Source organism: Pseudomonas sp. p21, assembly GCF_001642705.1.
Taxonomy (GTDB): Bacteria; Pseudomonadota; Gammaproteobacteria; order Pseudomonadales; family Pseudomonadaceae; genus Aquipseudomonas.
This window is the reverse complement of sequence record NZ_LWBV01000004.1, coordinates 25,845-39,947: the sequence shown is the minus strand read 5'-3', so window position 1 is coordinate 39,947 and position 14,103 is coordinate 25,845. Positions and strand designations below refer to the sequence as shown.

General features: G+C 63.6%; 13 protein-coding genes. 5 read left to right on the top strand and 8 right to left on the bottom strand.

What is annotated here, in order from left to right:
- Positions 1-38 precede the first annotated feature (38 nt).
- The 4 genes from A4C63_RS13640 to pdxH all read left to right on the top strand — a co-directional run bounded on the left by A4C63_RS13640 (position 39) and on the right by pdxH (position 5,378).
- Complete coding sequence (locus A4C63_RS13640; protein ID WP_063913114.1) at positions 39-2,273, top strand: beta-galactosidase; 2,235 nt, start codon at positions 39-41, stop codon at positions 2,271-2,273.
- Between the two features lie 216 nt (positions 2,274-2,489).
- The gene (locus A4C63_RS13635; RefSeq protein WP_063913113.1) at positions 2,490-3,635 is read left to right on the top strand and encodes a serine hydrolase domain-containing protein; all 1,146 of its coding nucleotides are present in this window, start codon (positions 2,490-2,492) and stop codon (positions 3,633-3,635) included.
- A gap of 99 nt (positions 3,636-3,734) precedes the next feature.
- On the top strand, positions 3,735-4,712 hold the full coding sequence (locus tag A4C63_RS13630; protein ID WP_063913112.1) for an OmpA family protein: 978 nt from the start codon (positions 3,735-3,737) through the stop codon (positions 4,710-4,712).
- Positions 4,713-4,730: 18 nt separating this feature from the next.
- A complete protein-coding gene (gene pdxH / locus A4C63_RS13625) occupies positions 4,731-5,378 on the top strand; it encodes a pyridoxamine 5'-phosphate oxidase (RefSeq protein ID WP_063913111.1) in 648 nt (215 codons plus the stop codon).
- Positions 5,379-5,418: 40 nt separating this feature from the next.
- Here the strand turns inward: pdxH and A4C63_RS13620 are convergent, their stop codons facing one another.
- Positions 5,419-5,652 carry a hypothetical protein gene (locus A4C63_RS13620; RefSeq protein WP_063913110.1) on the bottom strand — a complete coding sequence of 78 codons (234 nt, stop codon included), beginning with the start codon at positions 5,650-5,652 and terminating at the stop codon, positions 5,419-5,421.
- 147 nt (positions 5,653-5,799) lie between these two features.
- Here A4C63_RS13620 and A4C63_RS13615 point away from each other — a divergent pair, with 147 nt between their 5' ends.
- On the top strand, positions 5,800-6,264 hold the full coding sequence (locus tag A4C63_RS13615; protein WP_063913109.1) for a glycine zipper 2TM domain-containing protein: 465 nt from the start codon (positions 5,800-5,802) through the stop codon (positions 6,262-6,264).
- Between the two features lie 69 nt (positions 6,265-6,333).
- On the opposite strand, the gene nhaA is transcribed toward A4C63_RS13615, so the two are convergent.
- From nhaA to livH, 7 genes are all read right to left on the bottom strand, one after another.
- A complete protein-coding gene (gene nhaA, locus A4C63_RS13610; protein ID WP_063913108.1) occupies positions 6,334-7,509 on the bottom strand; it encodes a Na+/H+ antiporter NhaA in 1,176 nt (391 codons plus the stop codon).
- Between the two features lie 304 nt (positions 7,510-7,813).
- Positions 7,814-9,421, bottom strand: a complete 1,608-nt coding sequence (locus A4C63_RS13605) for an NAD(P)/FAD-dependent oxidoreductase (RefSeq protein WP_046614721.1) — start codon at positions 9,419-9,421, stop codon at positions 7,814-7,816.
- Positions 9,422-9,524: 103 nt separating this feature from the next.
- Entirely contained in the window at positions 9,525-10,199 is a 675-nt protein-coding gene (locus tag A4C63_RS13600; RefSeq protein WP_063913107.1) for a COG3650 family protein, read from the bottom strand.
- Positions 10,200-10,440: 241 nt separating this feature from the next.
- Positions 10,441-11,142: an ABC transporter ATP-binding protein gene (locus A4C63_RS13595; protein ID WP_013973921.1), complete on the bottom strand. Its 702-nt coding sequence runs from the start codon at positions 11,140-11,142 to the stop codon at positions 10,441-10,443.
- The gene (livG, locus tag A4C63_RS13590) at positions 11,143-11,910 is read right to left on the bottom strand and encodes a high-affinity branched-chain amino acid ABC transporter ATP-binding protein LivG (RefSeq protein ID WP_063913106.1); all 768 of its coding nucleotides are present in this window, start codon (positions 11,908-11,910) and stop codon (positions 11,143-11,145) included.
- Positions 11,907-13,163, bottom strand: a complete 1,257-nt coding sequence (locus A4C63_RS13585) for a high-affinity branched-chain amino acid ABC transporter permease LivM (protein ID WP_063913105.1) — start codon at positions 13,161-13,163, stop codon at positions 11,907-11,909. The genes livG and A4C63_RS13585 overlap by 4 nt, the downstream gene beginning before the upstream one ends.
- The gene (gene livH, locus A4C63_RS13580) at positions 13,160-14,083 is read right to left on the bottom strand and encodes a high-affinity branched-chain amino acid ABC transporter permease LivH (RefSeq protein WP_025340356.1); all 924 of its coding nucleotides are present in this window, start codon (positions 14,081-14,083) and stop codon (positions 13,160-13,162) included. Before livH ends, A4C63_RS13585 begins: the two co-directional genes overlap by 4 nt.
- Positions 14,084-14,103: the final 20 nt, after the last annotated feature.

Genomic DNA, 14,103 nt, shown 5'->3' with positions numbered 1-14,103 from the left:
CTTGGGCCATGAGGGCCCTGAAGGAGAGCCCCAGCCTTATGGTCCGCCGCACCTTGCCCGCCGTTTTCGCCCTGTTGTTCAGCTCGCCCTTGCTGGCTGGGCAGCAGACGCTGTTCAGCTTCGTGCGCCCGGCCTCGGTGGTCAATGTGGCGACCGAGGATGCCGGCATGCCGCAGTACAACGCGGAGCAGACGGCCGAAGGCGAAGTGTTGCGGCGCGTGGTGTTCAACCCGGCCCAGCGGCCGACCCTGCGCCTGAGCCCGCAAAGCGGTGTGTGGGACTGGTCCAGCGGGCAATTCCTGACCTTGCGCCTGCAAAGCGCGATGGATTGGGCGCTGACCGTGGATGTCATGGTGCAGGGCAGTGATGGCCGCACGTTGACCAGCCGCATCGACCTGCCGGCCGGTCCTGCACAAACCGTGATGGTGCCGCTGACGGCCAGCTCGCCGCTGAGTCAGGGCATGCGCGCCGGCCCGCCCATGCCCTGGAACCATGGCGGCCAGCGCCTGCTGCTGACCAGCAGCACCGGCGCGGTCGACCTCAAGCAGGTTGCCTCGGTCAGCCTGAGCATCCCCAACCCCAAGGTGGCGCAGAACCTGCTGATCGAACGGGTGGGCATCCAGGATGACGACCAGGCCTACAAGGCGGCCTACCACGAGCTGATCGATGCCTATGGCCAGTCCACCCGCGGCCATTGGCCAGAGAAGGTTGCCAATGACGAGCAGCTCAAGGCGGCCGATGTGCGCGAGCAGCAACAGCTCAAAGGCTGGCTGGCAGAGCGTGGCAAGCAGCAACTGGACGCATACGGTGGCCTGCTGGCCGGGCCAGCGTTCGAGGCCAAAGGCTTCTTCCGCACGGAAAAACGTGACGGCCGCTGGTACCTGGTAACACCCGAGGGGCATCCGTTCTATTCCCTGGGGGTGAATGCCGTGGCCGCGGATGGCGGGCGAACCTACGTTGCCGGGCGTGAGGGGATGTTCAAGGCGTTGCCGGGCGAGGGCGATGCACTGGCCGCATTCTATGGCGAGGGCAACAACGACGACGGCAACGCTTCGTCGCAAGGGCGCAACTTCAAACAGGGGCGCTGGTTCGATTTCTATGCCGCCAACCTGCAGCGCACCTATGGCAAACCCTGCCTGCCCGCGGCAGAGGGGCAGCCGGCCAACTGCCCACCGTTGGCGCTGGATGCCGCCCGCTGGCAGGCGCATGCACTCGACCGCCTGCAGGCCTGGGGTTTCAACACGGTCGGCAACTGGAGCGAGCCGGCCCTGGGCCAGGCCAAGCGCATGCCGTATACCTTGCCGCTGTCGATCGTGGGGGATTACGCCAGCATCAGCACCGGCATGGACTGGTGGGGCAGCATGCCCGACCCGTTCGACCCGCGTTTTGCCATGGCCACCGAGCGCGCCGTGGCCATTGCCGCCCGCGATCACCGTGACGACCCCTGGCTGATCGGCTATTTCGCCGACAACGAACTGGCCTGGGCAGCCCCCGGTAGCGATCCCAAGGCGCGTTACGGCCTGGCTTATGGAACCTTGCGCCTGACCACCGACGTGCCGGCCAAGCGCGCCTTCCTCAAGCAGTTGCGTGACAAGTACCGCAACCAGGAAGGGCTGTCCAAGGCCTGGGGCATCGAGCTGACCGCTTGGGAGCTGATGGAGGACCCGGGCTTCGAGGCACCGCTGCCCGACCCGGAGCATCCGGAAATCGAGCGTGACTACCAGCACTTCCAGCAGGTGTTTGCCGAAACCTACTTCAGGACCATTGCCGACTCGTTGAAGTGGCATGCGCCCAATCACCTGTTGCTGGGGGGGCGCTATGCCGTCAGCACGCCTGAGGCGGTCAAGGCCTGTGCCGAGTTTTGCGATGTGCTCAGCTTCAACTTCTATACCCTCAAGCCGCAGGACGGCTACGACTTCGCCAGCCTGGCCGAGCTGGACAAGCCGGTGTTGGTGTCCGAGTTCCAGTTCGGCTCGCGCGATCGCGGGCCGTTCTGGCCGGGGCCGCTGGAATTGGCGCGTGAAGAAGACCGCGGCCCGGCCTACGGCAACTTCCTCAAGGCGGCCCTGGCGCAGCCGATGATCGTTGGCGCGCACTGGTTCCAGTACCTCGACCAGCCGGCCAGCGGGCGCCTGCTCGATGGCGAGAACGGCCACCTCGGGTTGGTGGCGATCACCGATATGCCTTACCCCGGGTTTGTCGATGCCGTGCGCAAGAGCAACTTGCAGGCAATGAGCCAGCTACGTACTCAGTTGGAAAAACCGATTCCCTGACTAGTGCAAATGGATGTGGGAGCGGGCGTGCCCGCGAATCAGGCGACCGGGTGGATGGCACCGGCTATGCCGGTGTTCGCGGGCACGCCCGCTCCCACATTAAGTCCAGCTTGGCTACCGTTCATCGTAACCACCCAGCCCAAGCCAGTTTGCAAAACGCCAAACTACTGAAACAATGCACACCATTTTCGGAAATGGTCGTACGGAGAACAGCGGGTGCAGATCCAGGGTCACTATGAGCTGAAGTTCGAAGCAGTGCGCGAAGCCTTTGCCGCGCTGTTCGATGATCCCCAGGAGCGTGGCGCTGCGCTGTGCATCCAGGTCGGTGGCGAAACCGTGGTCGATCTGTGGGCTGGTAGTGCCGACAAGGATGGCCAGCAGGCCTGGCATAGCGACACCATCGCCAACCTGTTCTCCTGCACCAAGACCTTCACCGCCGTCACCGCCCTGCAGCTGGTCGGTGAAGGCAAGCTGGCCCTCGATACCCCGGTAGCCAACTACTGGCCCGAGTTCGCTCAGGCCGGCAAACAGGCGATTACCCTGCGCCAGTTGCTCAGCCACCGTGCCGGTTTGCCGGCCATCCGTGAGCTGCTGCCGGCCGAAGCGCTGTATGACTGGCAGGCCATGGTCGATGCGCTGGCTGCCGAAACGCCCTGGTGGACACCCGGCACCGAGCACGGCTATGCCGCCATCACCTACGGCTGGCTGATCGGCGAGCTGATCCGCCGTGCCGATGGCCGTGGCCCCGGCGACTCGATCGTCGCCCGTACCGCGAGGCCGTTGGGGCTGGATTTTCATGTCGGCCTGGCGGACGACGAGTTCCATCGCGTGGCGCATATCGCCCGTGGCAAGGGCAACGCCGGGGATGCAGCGGCGCAGCGCCTGCTGCAGGTGACCATGCGCGAACCCGAGGCCCTGTCGACCCGGGCCTTCACCAATCCGCCGGCGATCCTGACCAGCACCAACAAGCCGGAATGGCGGCGCATGCAGCAGCCAGCGGCCAATGGCCACGGCAATGCGCGTAGCCTGGCGGGCTTCTATGCCGGTTTGCTGGACGGCAGCCTGCTCGAATCCGAACTGCTCGACGAACTGACCCGTGAGCACAGCCTCGGCCAGGACCGCACCTTGCTCACCCAGACCCGTTTTGGCCTGGGCTGCATGCTCGACCAGCCCGACGTGGCCAATGCCACCTTCGGCCTCGGTGCCCGCGCCTTTGGCCACCCCGGTGCCGGTGGTTCGGTCGGTTTCGCCGACCCGGAGTACGATGTGGCCTTCGGTTTCGTGGTCAATACCCTTGGCCCTTATGTGCTCATGGACCCGCGAGCCCAGAACCTGGTACGTGTCCTTGCCAGTTGCCTTTGATCGGGTAATGCGGGTATTGCCCCACCCCTTTGACTATCCTCAATGCCAACGCCTGAAGGGCGTAGGCAAAATTTCTTTCTATTTCATGGTGTATCGCTGATGTCTTCACACAAAACCTTAGCACTCGCCCTGTGCCTGACCGCCGTTACCGGCTGTGCCAGTCACCCCCAGGACGGCTCGAAGGACAGCGCCTCGAGCTGGTGGCCCTTCGGTTCGGACAAGGTTGCCGAGCAGGAAGTGAAGCAAGCCGTCACTGAAAACGTGGCCAAGGCCGACGCCAAGTCCGAGAATGCCAGCCGTTGGTGGTGGCCGTTCGGCGCTGACGAGAAGCAGGCCAAGGGGCCGGTGGTACCGAAGATCGACCAGAAGGCTACCCAGGCCTGGCTGGACGAGTACGAGCCCAAGCTGCGTGAGGCGATCAAGGGCAGCAAGCTGGAGCTGGAGCGCCGCGACAACGTGCTGGCCGTCACTATCCCGGTGGACAGCTCGTACAACCCTGACCGTCCGAACATGCTGCTGCCGATGACCCTGGGTCCGATTACCCGTGTGGCCAAGACCGTTGAAGGCGATGCCAAGACCGCCGTGCTGGTGCTTGGCCATGCCGACAACAGCGGTGTCGCTGCCGCCAACCAGAAGCTCAGCCTGGAGCGCGCCGCTTCGGTGTCGGCCATCTTCCGCCTCAGCGGCCTGCAGCGTGACCGCCTGACCCTCAAGGGCATGGGCTCGGAAATGCCGCGCGCCGCCAACGACAGCGCCGAAGGCCGTGCCCTGAACCGTCGCGTGGAAATGCTGCTGACCCCGCAGAACACCATGGTCGCCCTGTTGGCCAAGTACCAGCAAGCCGCCCCGGCGCGGGCCCCGATGGTGGCGGTGCAGGATGTAAAAGCGCCTGCCGCCAAGGCTGCCGACAGCAAGCCTGCCGCCAAGGCTGCGGCGAAGAAGCCTGTAACCAAAGCCAAGGCCAAGTCGCCAGCCAAGACCACGGCCAAGAAAAAAGCCGCGCCGGCCAAGCCCGTCGCCAAGAAAGCTACCGCTGACAAGAAAGTAGCTGCCAACAGCCCTGCGAAGACCAACTGATCGTCAAGGAACGCAGCAATGACCCAATCCCTGGCCGATATGCGCCGCGACTACACCCGTGATGGCCTGGCTGAAGCCCAGGCCCCGGGGGAGCCGTTCGCCCTCTTTCACCAGTGGTTCGCCGATGCGGTGAAAACCGAGCAGGTACCGGTGGAAGCCAACGCCATGACCCTGGCCACTGTCGATGGTGAAGGTCGCCCTCACTGCCGCATCTTGCTGCTGAAGGGGCTCGATGAGCGTGGTTTCACCTTCTTCACCAACTACGACAGTGCCAAGGGCCAGCAACTGCTGGTTAACCCCTTCGCTGCCATGACCTTCTTCTGGCCGGCGCTGGAGCGCCAGGTACGTATCGAAGGGCGGGTGGAAAAGGTCACGGCCCAGGAGTCGGACGCCTACTACCAGGTGCGCCCGCTGGGCAGCCGCCTGGGGGCCTGGGCTTCACCGCAGAGCCAGGTGATTGCCGGCCGTGAGGAGCTGGAGGCGCTGGTCAAGGCCACCGAGGCGCGTTTCTCCGACACCCAGCCGCATTGCCCGGAGCATTGGGGTGGGTATCGTTTGCTGCCTGAACGCATCGAGTTCTGGCAGGGGCGGGCTAGCCGCCTGCATGACCGACTGAACTACCGGCTGGTGGACGGGCAGTGGCTGCGGGAACGGTTGGCGCCCTGAGATTGTTGGGGCCGCAAAGCGGCCCCGGCATTGCATCAGGCTACCCCGGATACCCCGCAGCCTCCCGCTCCAACCACCCCGCCAACTGCTTGCGCCCCACCTTCTCCATCCGCGCCTGCTCCAGCCTTTGCAGCATATACGCGCGTTTTCCAGGGTCCGACCCGGCCAGCGACAACGCCAGGTCACGGTCCATCCAGCGGCGCATGCGCACATACAGCCACCCGTGGAAATACAGCCCCGCAACGGTGGTGACCACGACGATGAAGTAATCCATGGCTATCCTTGGTCTCACTTGAAAAGGCCTCGACACAGCCATGCAGGCTGTACCTCGGCTGAATGAAAACAATTTTATTGCGTTTGTACCGTGACAGCCGTCAACGTGCAGCGTCTAATGAGCACCTGACTTATGGAGACCTTACCCATGCGTAAATCCGCTTTGCTGGTGGCAACCTTTACCACCATGTCGCTGTTGCTGGGTGGCTGTGCCTCGAGCCTGACCGGTGACAGCTACTCCCGTGATGAGGCCCGCCGCGTGCAAACCGTGCGTATGGGCACCATCGAATCCCTGCGCCCGGTCAAGATCGAAGGTACCAAGACCCCGATCGGCGGTGGTGCTGGCGCCATCGTCGGTGGCGTGGCCGGCAGCGCCGTGGGCGGTGGTCGTGGCAGCATCGTCGCCGCCGTGATCGGTGCCGTTGCTGGTGGCCTGGCGGGTTCTGCCGCCGAAGAAGGCCTGACTCGCACCCAGGGTGTCGAAATCACCGTGCGTGAGGACGATGGCAGCATGCGTGCCTATGTGCAGGCTGTGCAGCAGAACGAGATTTTCCGCGTTGGCGACCGCGTGCGCATCATGACCGTCGACGGTACCAGCCGCGTCTCGCACTGACCGTAGCGCAATAAAACAAAACCCCGACATGGCGCTCGCCAGTCGGGGTTTTTTCATGCTGTGGTCAAGTCAGTCGATGCTGGGCTTGCGGCTGGCCATGGCGGTTATCGCATAGCCGATCACGGCGGCGAAGAACGAACCGGTGAGAATACCCATGCGGTCCATCCCGGCGAAATCACTGCTGCCCGGCACAAAGGCGAGTGAGCCAACGAACAGGCTCATGGTGAAGCCGATACCGCAGAGTATCGCCACACCCAGCAATTGCCCCCAACTGGCGCCGACAGGCAGTGCGGCCAGGCGCAGTTTGACCGCGATCCAGGTCAGTCCGAAGACACCCACGGTCTTGCCCAGCAGCAGCCCGACGGCGATGCCCAACGGCACCGGGTGGGTGAAGCTTTCTACGCTCATGCCTGCGAGCGATACACCGGCATTGGCGAAAGCGAACAGCGGCAGGATGGCGTAGGCGACCCACGGATGCAGGGCGTGTTCCAGGGCGAGCGACGGCGAGCGCTCGGCATGGCGCGTGCGCAGCGGGATGCACAGCGCCAGGGCAACGCCAGCGAGGGTGGCATGCACGCCGCTCTTGAGCACGCAGACCCACAGGATCAGGCCAACGACCATGTACGGCCCAAGCTTGACCACGCCAAGCCGGTTCATGGCCACCAGCACGACCAGGCATGTGGCGGCCAGCAGCAGTGACACGCTCGACAGGGTACCCGAGTAGAACAGGGCAATGACGATGATCGCACCCAGGTCGTCGATGATCGCCAGGGTCATCAGGAACAGTTTCAGTGACACCGGCACGCGCTTGCCCAGCAGGGCCAGCACACCGAGGGCAAAGGCGATGTCGGTGGCGGTCGGGATCGCCCAGCCGGCCACGGCCGCGGGGTTGTCACGGTTGATGAACCAGTAGATCAGGGCAGGTATCACCATGCCCCCCACTGCGGCGGTGGCAGGCAGGATTACCTGGGAGGGCTTGGACAGGTGGCCGTCGACCACCTCGCGCTTGACCTCCAGGCCGATGAGCAGGAAGAACAGGGCCATCAGGCCGTCGTTGATCCAGAGCAGCAATGGCTTGGCGATCTGCAGTGCACCGACCTGGACGGCGACGGGGACGTCGAGCAGGCCGCTGTACAGGTACGACAGCGGTGAATTGTTGATGACCAGGGCCAGGATGGCCGCAGCAATCAGTAGCAGGCCGCTGGCGGCTTCGAGCTGGATGAAACGGGTTAACAGGCTACGCACGGGCTATGGGCTCTCCATGAGCAGTTTACGATTGGAGCGGGCTTACACCCTAGCCTGTGACGATATGCTTTAAAACAAAAACTATATTCGTTTTTGTTATATGGTGTTGCTGGCTAGGCTGAGGGAAGCCTAGATGCAGATGGGGAAGGATGGGGGAGGGGAAGTCTGATGTTGGTTGTGGATTTTTCTGATGCCTGTCAGGGCCCTTTCGCGGGCACGCCCACTCCCAGAGGTACTGCACGGTTTTCAAAGGCTGTGCTGTACCTGTGGGAGCGGGCGTGCCCGCGAAAGGGTCGATGCAAAATTACAGGCCGAGCATATCCCGCGCCACCGCCTCGGCAATGCGAATCCCATCGACACCTGCCGACAGGATCCCGCCCGCATACCCGGCCCCTTCACCCGCCGGGAACAGACCCTTCAGGTTCAGGCTCTGGAAGTCCTCGCCGCGGGTAATGCGCAGCGGCGACGAGGTACGGGTTTCGATCCCGGTCAACACCGCATCATGCAGGTTGTAGCCCTTGATCTGCCGGTCGAATGCCGGTAGCGCTTCGCGGATGGCCTCGATGGCGAAGTCCGGCAGGCTCGGCGCCAGGTCGCCCAGGGTAACGCCAGGTTTGTAGGACGGCTCGACACTGCCCAGCGCAGTCGACGGCCGGCCGGCGACGAAGTCACCCACCAGCTGCGCCGGGGCCTGGTAGTTGCTGCCGCCCATAACGTAGGCGTGGGCTTCCAGGCGTTCCTGCAGTTCGATGCCGGCCAGCGGGCCACCCGGGTAATCGCGCTCGGGGTCGATACCTACGACGATGCCGGAGTTGGCGTTGCGCTCGTTACGCGAGTACTGGCTCATGCCATTGGTAACCACCCGGCCCGGCTCGCTGGTGGCGGCGACCACGGTGCCGCCCGGGCACATGCAGAAGCTGTACACCGAACGGCCGTTCTTGGCGTGGTACACCAGCTTGTAGTCGGCGGCACCGAGTTTCGGGTGGCCGGCGTACTTGCCCAGGCGCGCCTTGTCGATCAGCGTTTGCGGGTGCTCGATACGGAAGCCCACCGAGAACGGCTTGGCTTCCATGTACACGCCCTTGGCATGCAGCATGCGGAAGGTGTCACGGGCACTGTGGCCCAGGGCCAGTACCACATGGCGCGAGTGCAGCTGTTCGCCGCTCTCCAGCACCACGCCGGTCAGCTGGCCATCCTCGATCAGCAGGTCGGTGACCTTCTGCTGGAAGCGCACTTCGGCACCGAGGGCGATCATGTCCTGACGCATCTGCTCGACCATGCCGGTGAGGCGGAAGGTACCGATGTGCGGCTTGTTGATGTACAGGATCTCGTCCGGTGCACCGGCCTTGACGAACTCTTCCAGCACTTTGCGGCCGTGGTGCTGCGGGTCCTTGATCTGGCTGTACAGCTTGCCGTCGGAGAAGGTGCCGGCGCCGCCTTCGCCGAACTGCACGTTGGACTCGGGGTTGAGCACGCTCTTGCGCCACAGGCCCCAGGTGTCCTTGGTGCGCTGGCGTACTTCCTTGCCGCGCTCGAGGATGATCGGCTTGAAGCCCATCTGTGCCAGCAACAGGCCGGCGAAGATGCCGCATGGGCCGAAGCCGACCACGATCGGGCGCTCCTGCAGATCGGCCGGGGCCTGGCCGACGAATTTGTAGGTTACGTCTGGTGCCGGGCCGATGTTGCGATCGTCGGCGAACTTGCTGAGAAGCTCGGCTTCGTTGCTGGCTTCCAGGTCGATGGTGTAGATGAACAGCAGTTCGCTGTTCTTCTTGCGCGCATCGTAGCTGCGCTTGAACAGGTTGAAGCTGAGCAGTTGCTCGTCGCGGATGCCCAGGCGCTGGACGATGGCTTCACGCAGGGCTTCGTCGGGATGGTCCAGGGGCAGCTTCAGTTCGGTGATTCGTAGCATGGCAGGGTCCAGTATCCCGGCCATGGGCGGCCGGCGGCTTTACACAAACCGCCAAGTATAAGCTGTTCGCCGCCTCGACTGGCAGGATAAAAGCGCCCGGCGATCAGTTGTCTCGCGCGCCGCCGTAGTAACCGCAGCCCTGGAGGGTCTTGCCGTCGATGCGCAGTTCGGCGCGCAGGTGGCGGATGGCACCGGTGGCAGTGTCTACGCAGCGTTGTGGCGCAACCCACAGCTCCACGTGCTGGCTGTTGGCTTCGCTGGTCAGGGTCAGGCCGCCGCCGGGTACTTCTTCTTCCAGGAAGGGCAGGGGCAGGGGTTCCTGGCCGACGCGGTTGAGCACCATGCCTTTGCCGCTGGCCTTGATGTCCCAGTCTGGCTCGTGGCCGTTGGCACGCAGGGTCAGCTGCTTGAAGTTGGGGTCTTCGCAAGCGCGGGTGGAAGGTTCCAGGCGGTACAGGCGACGTACTTCCAGCTGGCCGTCGTTGTTGGCTTGCCTACTGCCGGTGAGGCGGCCACGGACGTCGGCGAACAGCTTGTCGTTGGCGTCCTTGGCGAGGTTGGCGGCTTCCTGCAGGATGCCGGTAGCGGCGACGTCGTTGATCACGAAAGTGCGGTTTTCGCTGCACGGCTTGAACAGCAGCTGGCCACCGGCGGCACGCAGCTCGCCCTGCATGCGCGTGGTGCCGATGTTGGGGTCGCTGGGGGCGTCAGCCATGAGCTGGCAGCCGGCGAACAGGGGCAGCAGGGCGGTGAGCAGCAGGGTGGGGGTGAGGCGCATGGGGCGGGCTCCGGGGGATCTTTTGCCAAAGAGCTGGCCACGTTACTCAGGCTCGGCGGGGATCACAAGCCTTTGGTAAACCTGTACCGGCCTCTTCGCGGGCTTGCCCGCTCCCACAGGTACCGCACAGTATTCGAAGCCTGTGCCGTACTTGTGGGAGCGGGCAAGCCCGCGAAGAGGCCGGTACAGGCGATACAATATCCGGCAGGCAGAAAAAAGGGCCCGAAGGCCCTTTTCCCGATCAACCCCCCAGGTACGCGTCGCGCACCTTCGGGTCAGTCAGCAGTGCCTCACCGGTGCCTTGCATCACCACCCGGCCGTTCTCCAGTACATAGGCCCGGTCTGCGATCTTCAGTGCCTGGTTGGCGTTCTGCTCCACCAGGAACACCGTCACGCCATCACGACGCAGCTGTTCGATGATGTCGAAGATCTGCTGGATGATGATCGGCGCCAGACCCAGCGAGGGCTCGTCGAGCAGCAGCAGTTTGGGCTTGCTCATCAACGCCCGGCCAATGGCGAGCATCTGCTGCTCGCCACCGGACATGGTGCCGCCACGCTGGATATAACGCTCCTTCAGGCGCGGGAACAGTTGCAGTACCTTGTCCAACTGCTCCTGGTAATCACCCTTGTCGGTAAAGAAGCCACCCATCGCCAGGTTTTCTTCGACGGTCAGGCGGGAGAACACACGGCGCCCTTCCGGCACCACCGCGATGCTCTTGCGCATGATGTGCGAAGACGGCTGGCCGACCAGTTCTTCACCCAGGTACTTGATGCTGCCGCTGTGCGCCTGCGGCGAGCCGCACAGGGTCATCAGCAAGGTCGACTTGCCGGCACCGTTGGCGCCGATCAGGGTAACGATCTCGCCCTGGTTGATCTCCACGTTGACGCTGTGCAGCGCCTGGATCTTGCCGTAGAAGGTGGAAACGTTCTCGAACTTCAGCATTTACGCTTCCCCCAGGTAGGCTTTGATCACGTCAGGGTTGTCGCGGATCTCTTCCGGCGTACCGTGGGCCAGGGGGGTACCCTGGTTGATCACCACGATATGATCGGAAATGCTCATCACCAGCTTCATGTCGTGCTCGATCAGCAGCACGGTGACGTTGTGCGACTCACGCAAGTAGGCAATCAGCGCCTTGAGGTCTTCGGTCTCCTTCGGGTTCAGGCCCGCTGCCGGTTCGTCGAGCATGATGATGCGCGGCTGGGTCATCATGCAGCGGGCGATTTCCAGGCGGCGCTGCTGGCCGTAGGCGAGGGTGCCGGCGGTACGGTTGGCGAACTCGGTCAGGTGGACCTTCTCCAGCCAGTACTGCGCGCGTTCCATGGCCTCCTTCTCGCTGCGGCGGAAGTTCGGGGTCTTGAACAGGCCGGCGAAGAAGTTGGTGTTCAGGTGGCGGTGCTGGGCGATCAGCAGGTTTTCCAGTGCGGTCATTTCCTTGAACAGGCGCACGTTCTGGAAGGTCCGCACCACGCCCTTGCGGGCGATCTGGTGCCCGGCCAGGCCCTGGATCGGCTGGCCATCGAGCAGGATGGTGCCGCCGCTGGGCTTGTAGAAGCCGGTCAGGCAGTTGAACACGGTGGTCTTGCCGGCACCGTTCGGGCCGATCAATGCCACCACCTGCTTTTCCTTGACGGTCAGGCCCACGCCGTTGACCGCCAACAAGCCGCCGAAGCGCATGCTCAGGCCGCTGACTTGCAAAATTTCGCGGCTCATCGACGCAGCTCCATGTGTGGACGTTGCATAGGCAGCAAGCCTTGCGGACGCCAGATCATCATCAACACCATCAGCGCACCGAACATCAGCATCCGGTATTCGCTGAACTCACGCATCAGCTCGGGCAGCAGGATCATCACGATGGCCGCGAGGATCACGCCCAGTTGTGAGCCCATGCCGCCGAGCACGACGATGGCGAGGATGATCGCCGACTCGATGAAGGTGAACGACTCCGGCGTCACCAGCCCCTGGCGCGCAGCGAAGAAGCTGCCGGCGAAACCGGCGAAGCAGGCGCCCAGGGTGAATGCCGACAGCTTGATCACGGTCGGGTTCAGGCCCAGTGCGCGGCAGGCGATTTCGTCTTCGCGCAGGGCTTCCCAGGCGCGACCAATCGGCATGCGCAGCAGGCGGTTGATCACGAACAGCGCCAGCAGGGCCAGCAGCAGGGCCACCAGGTAGAGGAAGATGACCTTGTTGATCGAGTTGTATTCCAGCCCGAAGAACTCATGGAAGGTCTGCATGCCCTCGGCGGCACGGCGTTCGAAGGTCAGGCCGAAGAACTCCGGCTTGGGGATGTTGCTGATGCCGTTGGGGCCGCCGGTCCAGTCGGTGAGGTTACGCAGGAACAGGCGGATGATCTCGCCGAAGCCGAGGGTCACGATCGCCAGGTAGTCACCGCGCAGGCGCAGCACCGGGAAGCCGAGCAGGAAGCCGAAGGTTGCGGCCATCAGGCCGGCGATTGGCAGGCATACCCAGAAGCTCCAGCCCAGGTAGTGCGAGAGCATGGCGTAGCTGTAGGCGCCGACGGCGTAGAAGCCGACGTAACCCAGGTCGAGCAGGCCCGCCAGGCCGACCACGATGTTCAGGCCCAGGCCCAGCAACACGTAGATCAGGATCAGCGTGGCAATGTCGACCGCACCGCGCGAGCCGAAGAACGGCCACACCAGTGCCGCGACGATCAGGCCCATGATCACGTAGCGCTGGGTCTTCGGCAGGGTCAGGTAGTTGCTGACGGCCGGCGGGATCAGCTTGCGATCCGAACGGCGGCCCATTACCGAGCTCCACTGCTTGTCGAACAGCACGCGCAGGAACATCAGCACCGAGCACAGGGCAATGATGCTGAGGTTGAACGAACCCTGGCTGTGCACGGACAGGCTGATGCCGTCGATGCTCAGTTTCAGGCCCAGTACCGGGAAGGCCACGGCCCATACCAGCAAGGCGCTGAAGAACGCCTGTTTGAGATTTCTGTTCATACTTTTTCAACCTCCGGGCGGCCCAGGATGCCGGTCGGCCGGAATAGCAGGACAAGAACCAACAAGCCGAATGCCACCACGTCCTTGTACTGGTCGCCGAAGATATCGGCACCGAACGCTTCGGCCACGCCCAGCACCAGCCCGCCGAGCATGGCGCCCGGGATGCTGCCGATGCCACCCAGCACCGCCGCGGTGAAGGCCTTCAGGCCCACCAGGAAACCGGCGTTGGGGTTGATCACCCCGTACTGCATGCTCAGCAGCACGGCCGCCACCGCCGCCAAGGCGGCACCGATGACGAAGGTGAGGGCGATGATGTTGTTGGTGTTGATGCCCAGCAGGTTGGCCATCTTGATGTCCTCGGCACAGGCGCGGCAGGCGCGGCCCAGGCGGGAACGGGAGATGAACAGGGTGAGGCAGGTCATGGCCACCAGGGTGACCACGAACACCAGGATCTGCATGTAGCTGATCAGTACTTCTTCAGCACCGCCCGGCCCGAACGAGAAGCTGCCGGGGATCAGGTTGGGGATGGACTTGTCCTTGGAGTCTTGCGACAGCAAGACGGTGTTCTGCAGGAAGATCGACATGCCGATGGCGGAAATCAGCGGGATCAGCCGGTTGCTGTTGCGCAGGGGGCGGTAGGCAACCCGTTCGATGCTGTAGCCATAGGCACTGGTGACGAAGATCGTCGCGACGAAGGCGACGGTCATCAGGATCGGCAGCGAATGGATACCCATCATGGCCAGGCCCGCCAGGGCGATGAAGGCCACGTAGGAACCGATCATGTACACCTCGCCGTGGGCGAAGTTGATCATGCCAATGATGCCGTACACCATCGTGTAGCCGATGGCGATCAAGGCATAGGTGCTGCCGATGGTCAATCCATTAACCAGTTGTTGGAAGAAATGGTAGATCTCAGGCATTACAGCGCTCCTAAAAACCT

Excerpts from the sequence above, each read along its gene's own strand:
- A4C63_RS13640 (WP_063913114.1), top strand. The coding sequence starts at position 39 with ATGGTCCGCCGCACCTTGCCCGCCGTTTTCGCCCTGTTGTTCAGCTCG.
- A4C63_RS13630 (WP_063913112.1), top strand. The coding sequence starts at position 3,735 with ATGTCTTCACACAAAACCTTAGCACTCGCCCTGTGCCTGACCGCCGTT.
- pdxH (WP_063913111.1), top strand. The coding sequence starts at position 4,731 with ATGACCCAATCCCTGGCCGATATGCGCCGCGACTACACCCGTGATGGC.
- A4C63_RS13620 (WP_063913110.1), bottom strand. The coding sequence starts at position 5,652 with ATGGATTACTTCATCGTCGTGGTCACCACCGTTGCGGGGCTGTATTTC.
- A4C63_RS13615 (WP_063913109.1), top strand. The coding sequence starts at position 5,800 with ATGCGTAAATCCGCTTTGCTGGTGGCAACCTTTACCACCATGTCGCTG.
- A4C63_RS13605 (WP_046614721.1), bottom strand. The coding sequence starts at position 9,421 with ATGCTACGAATCACCGAACTGAAGCTGCCCCTGGACCATCCCGACGAA.
- A4C63_RS13600 (WP_063913107.1), bottom strand. The coding sequence starts at position 10,199 with ATGCGCCTCACCCCCACCCTGCTGCTCACCGCCCTGCTGCCCCTGTTC.
- A4C63_RS13595 (WP_013973921.1), bottom strand. The coding sequence starts at position 11,142 with ATGCTGAAGTTCGAGAACGTTTCCACCTTCTACGGCAAGATCCAGGCG.
- livG (WP_063913106.1), bottom strand. The coding sequence starts at position 11,910 with ATGAGCCGCGAAATTTTGCAAGTCAGCGGCCTGAGCATGCGCTTCGGC.
- A4C63_RS13585 (WP_063913105.1), bottom strand. The coding sequence starts at position 13,163 with ATGAACAGAAATCTCAAACAGGCGTTCTTCAGCGCCTTGCTGGTATGG.
- livH (WP_025340356.1), bottom strand. The coding sequence starts at position 14,083 with ATGCCTGAGATCTACCATTTCTTCCAACAACTGGTTAATGGATTGACC.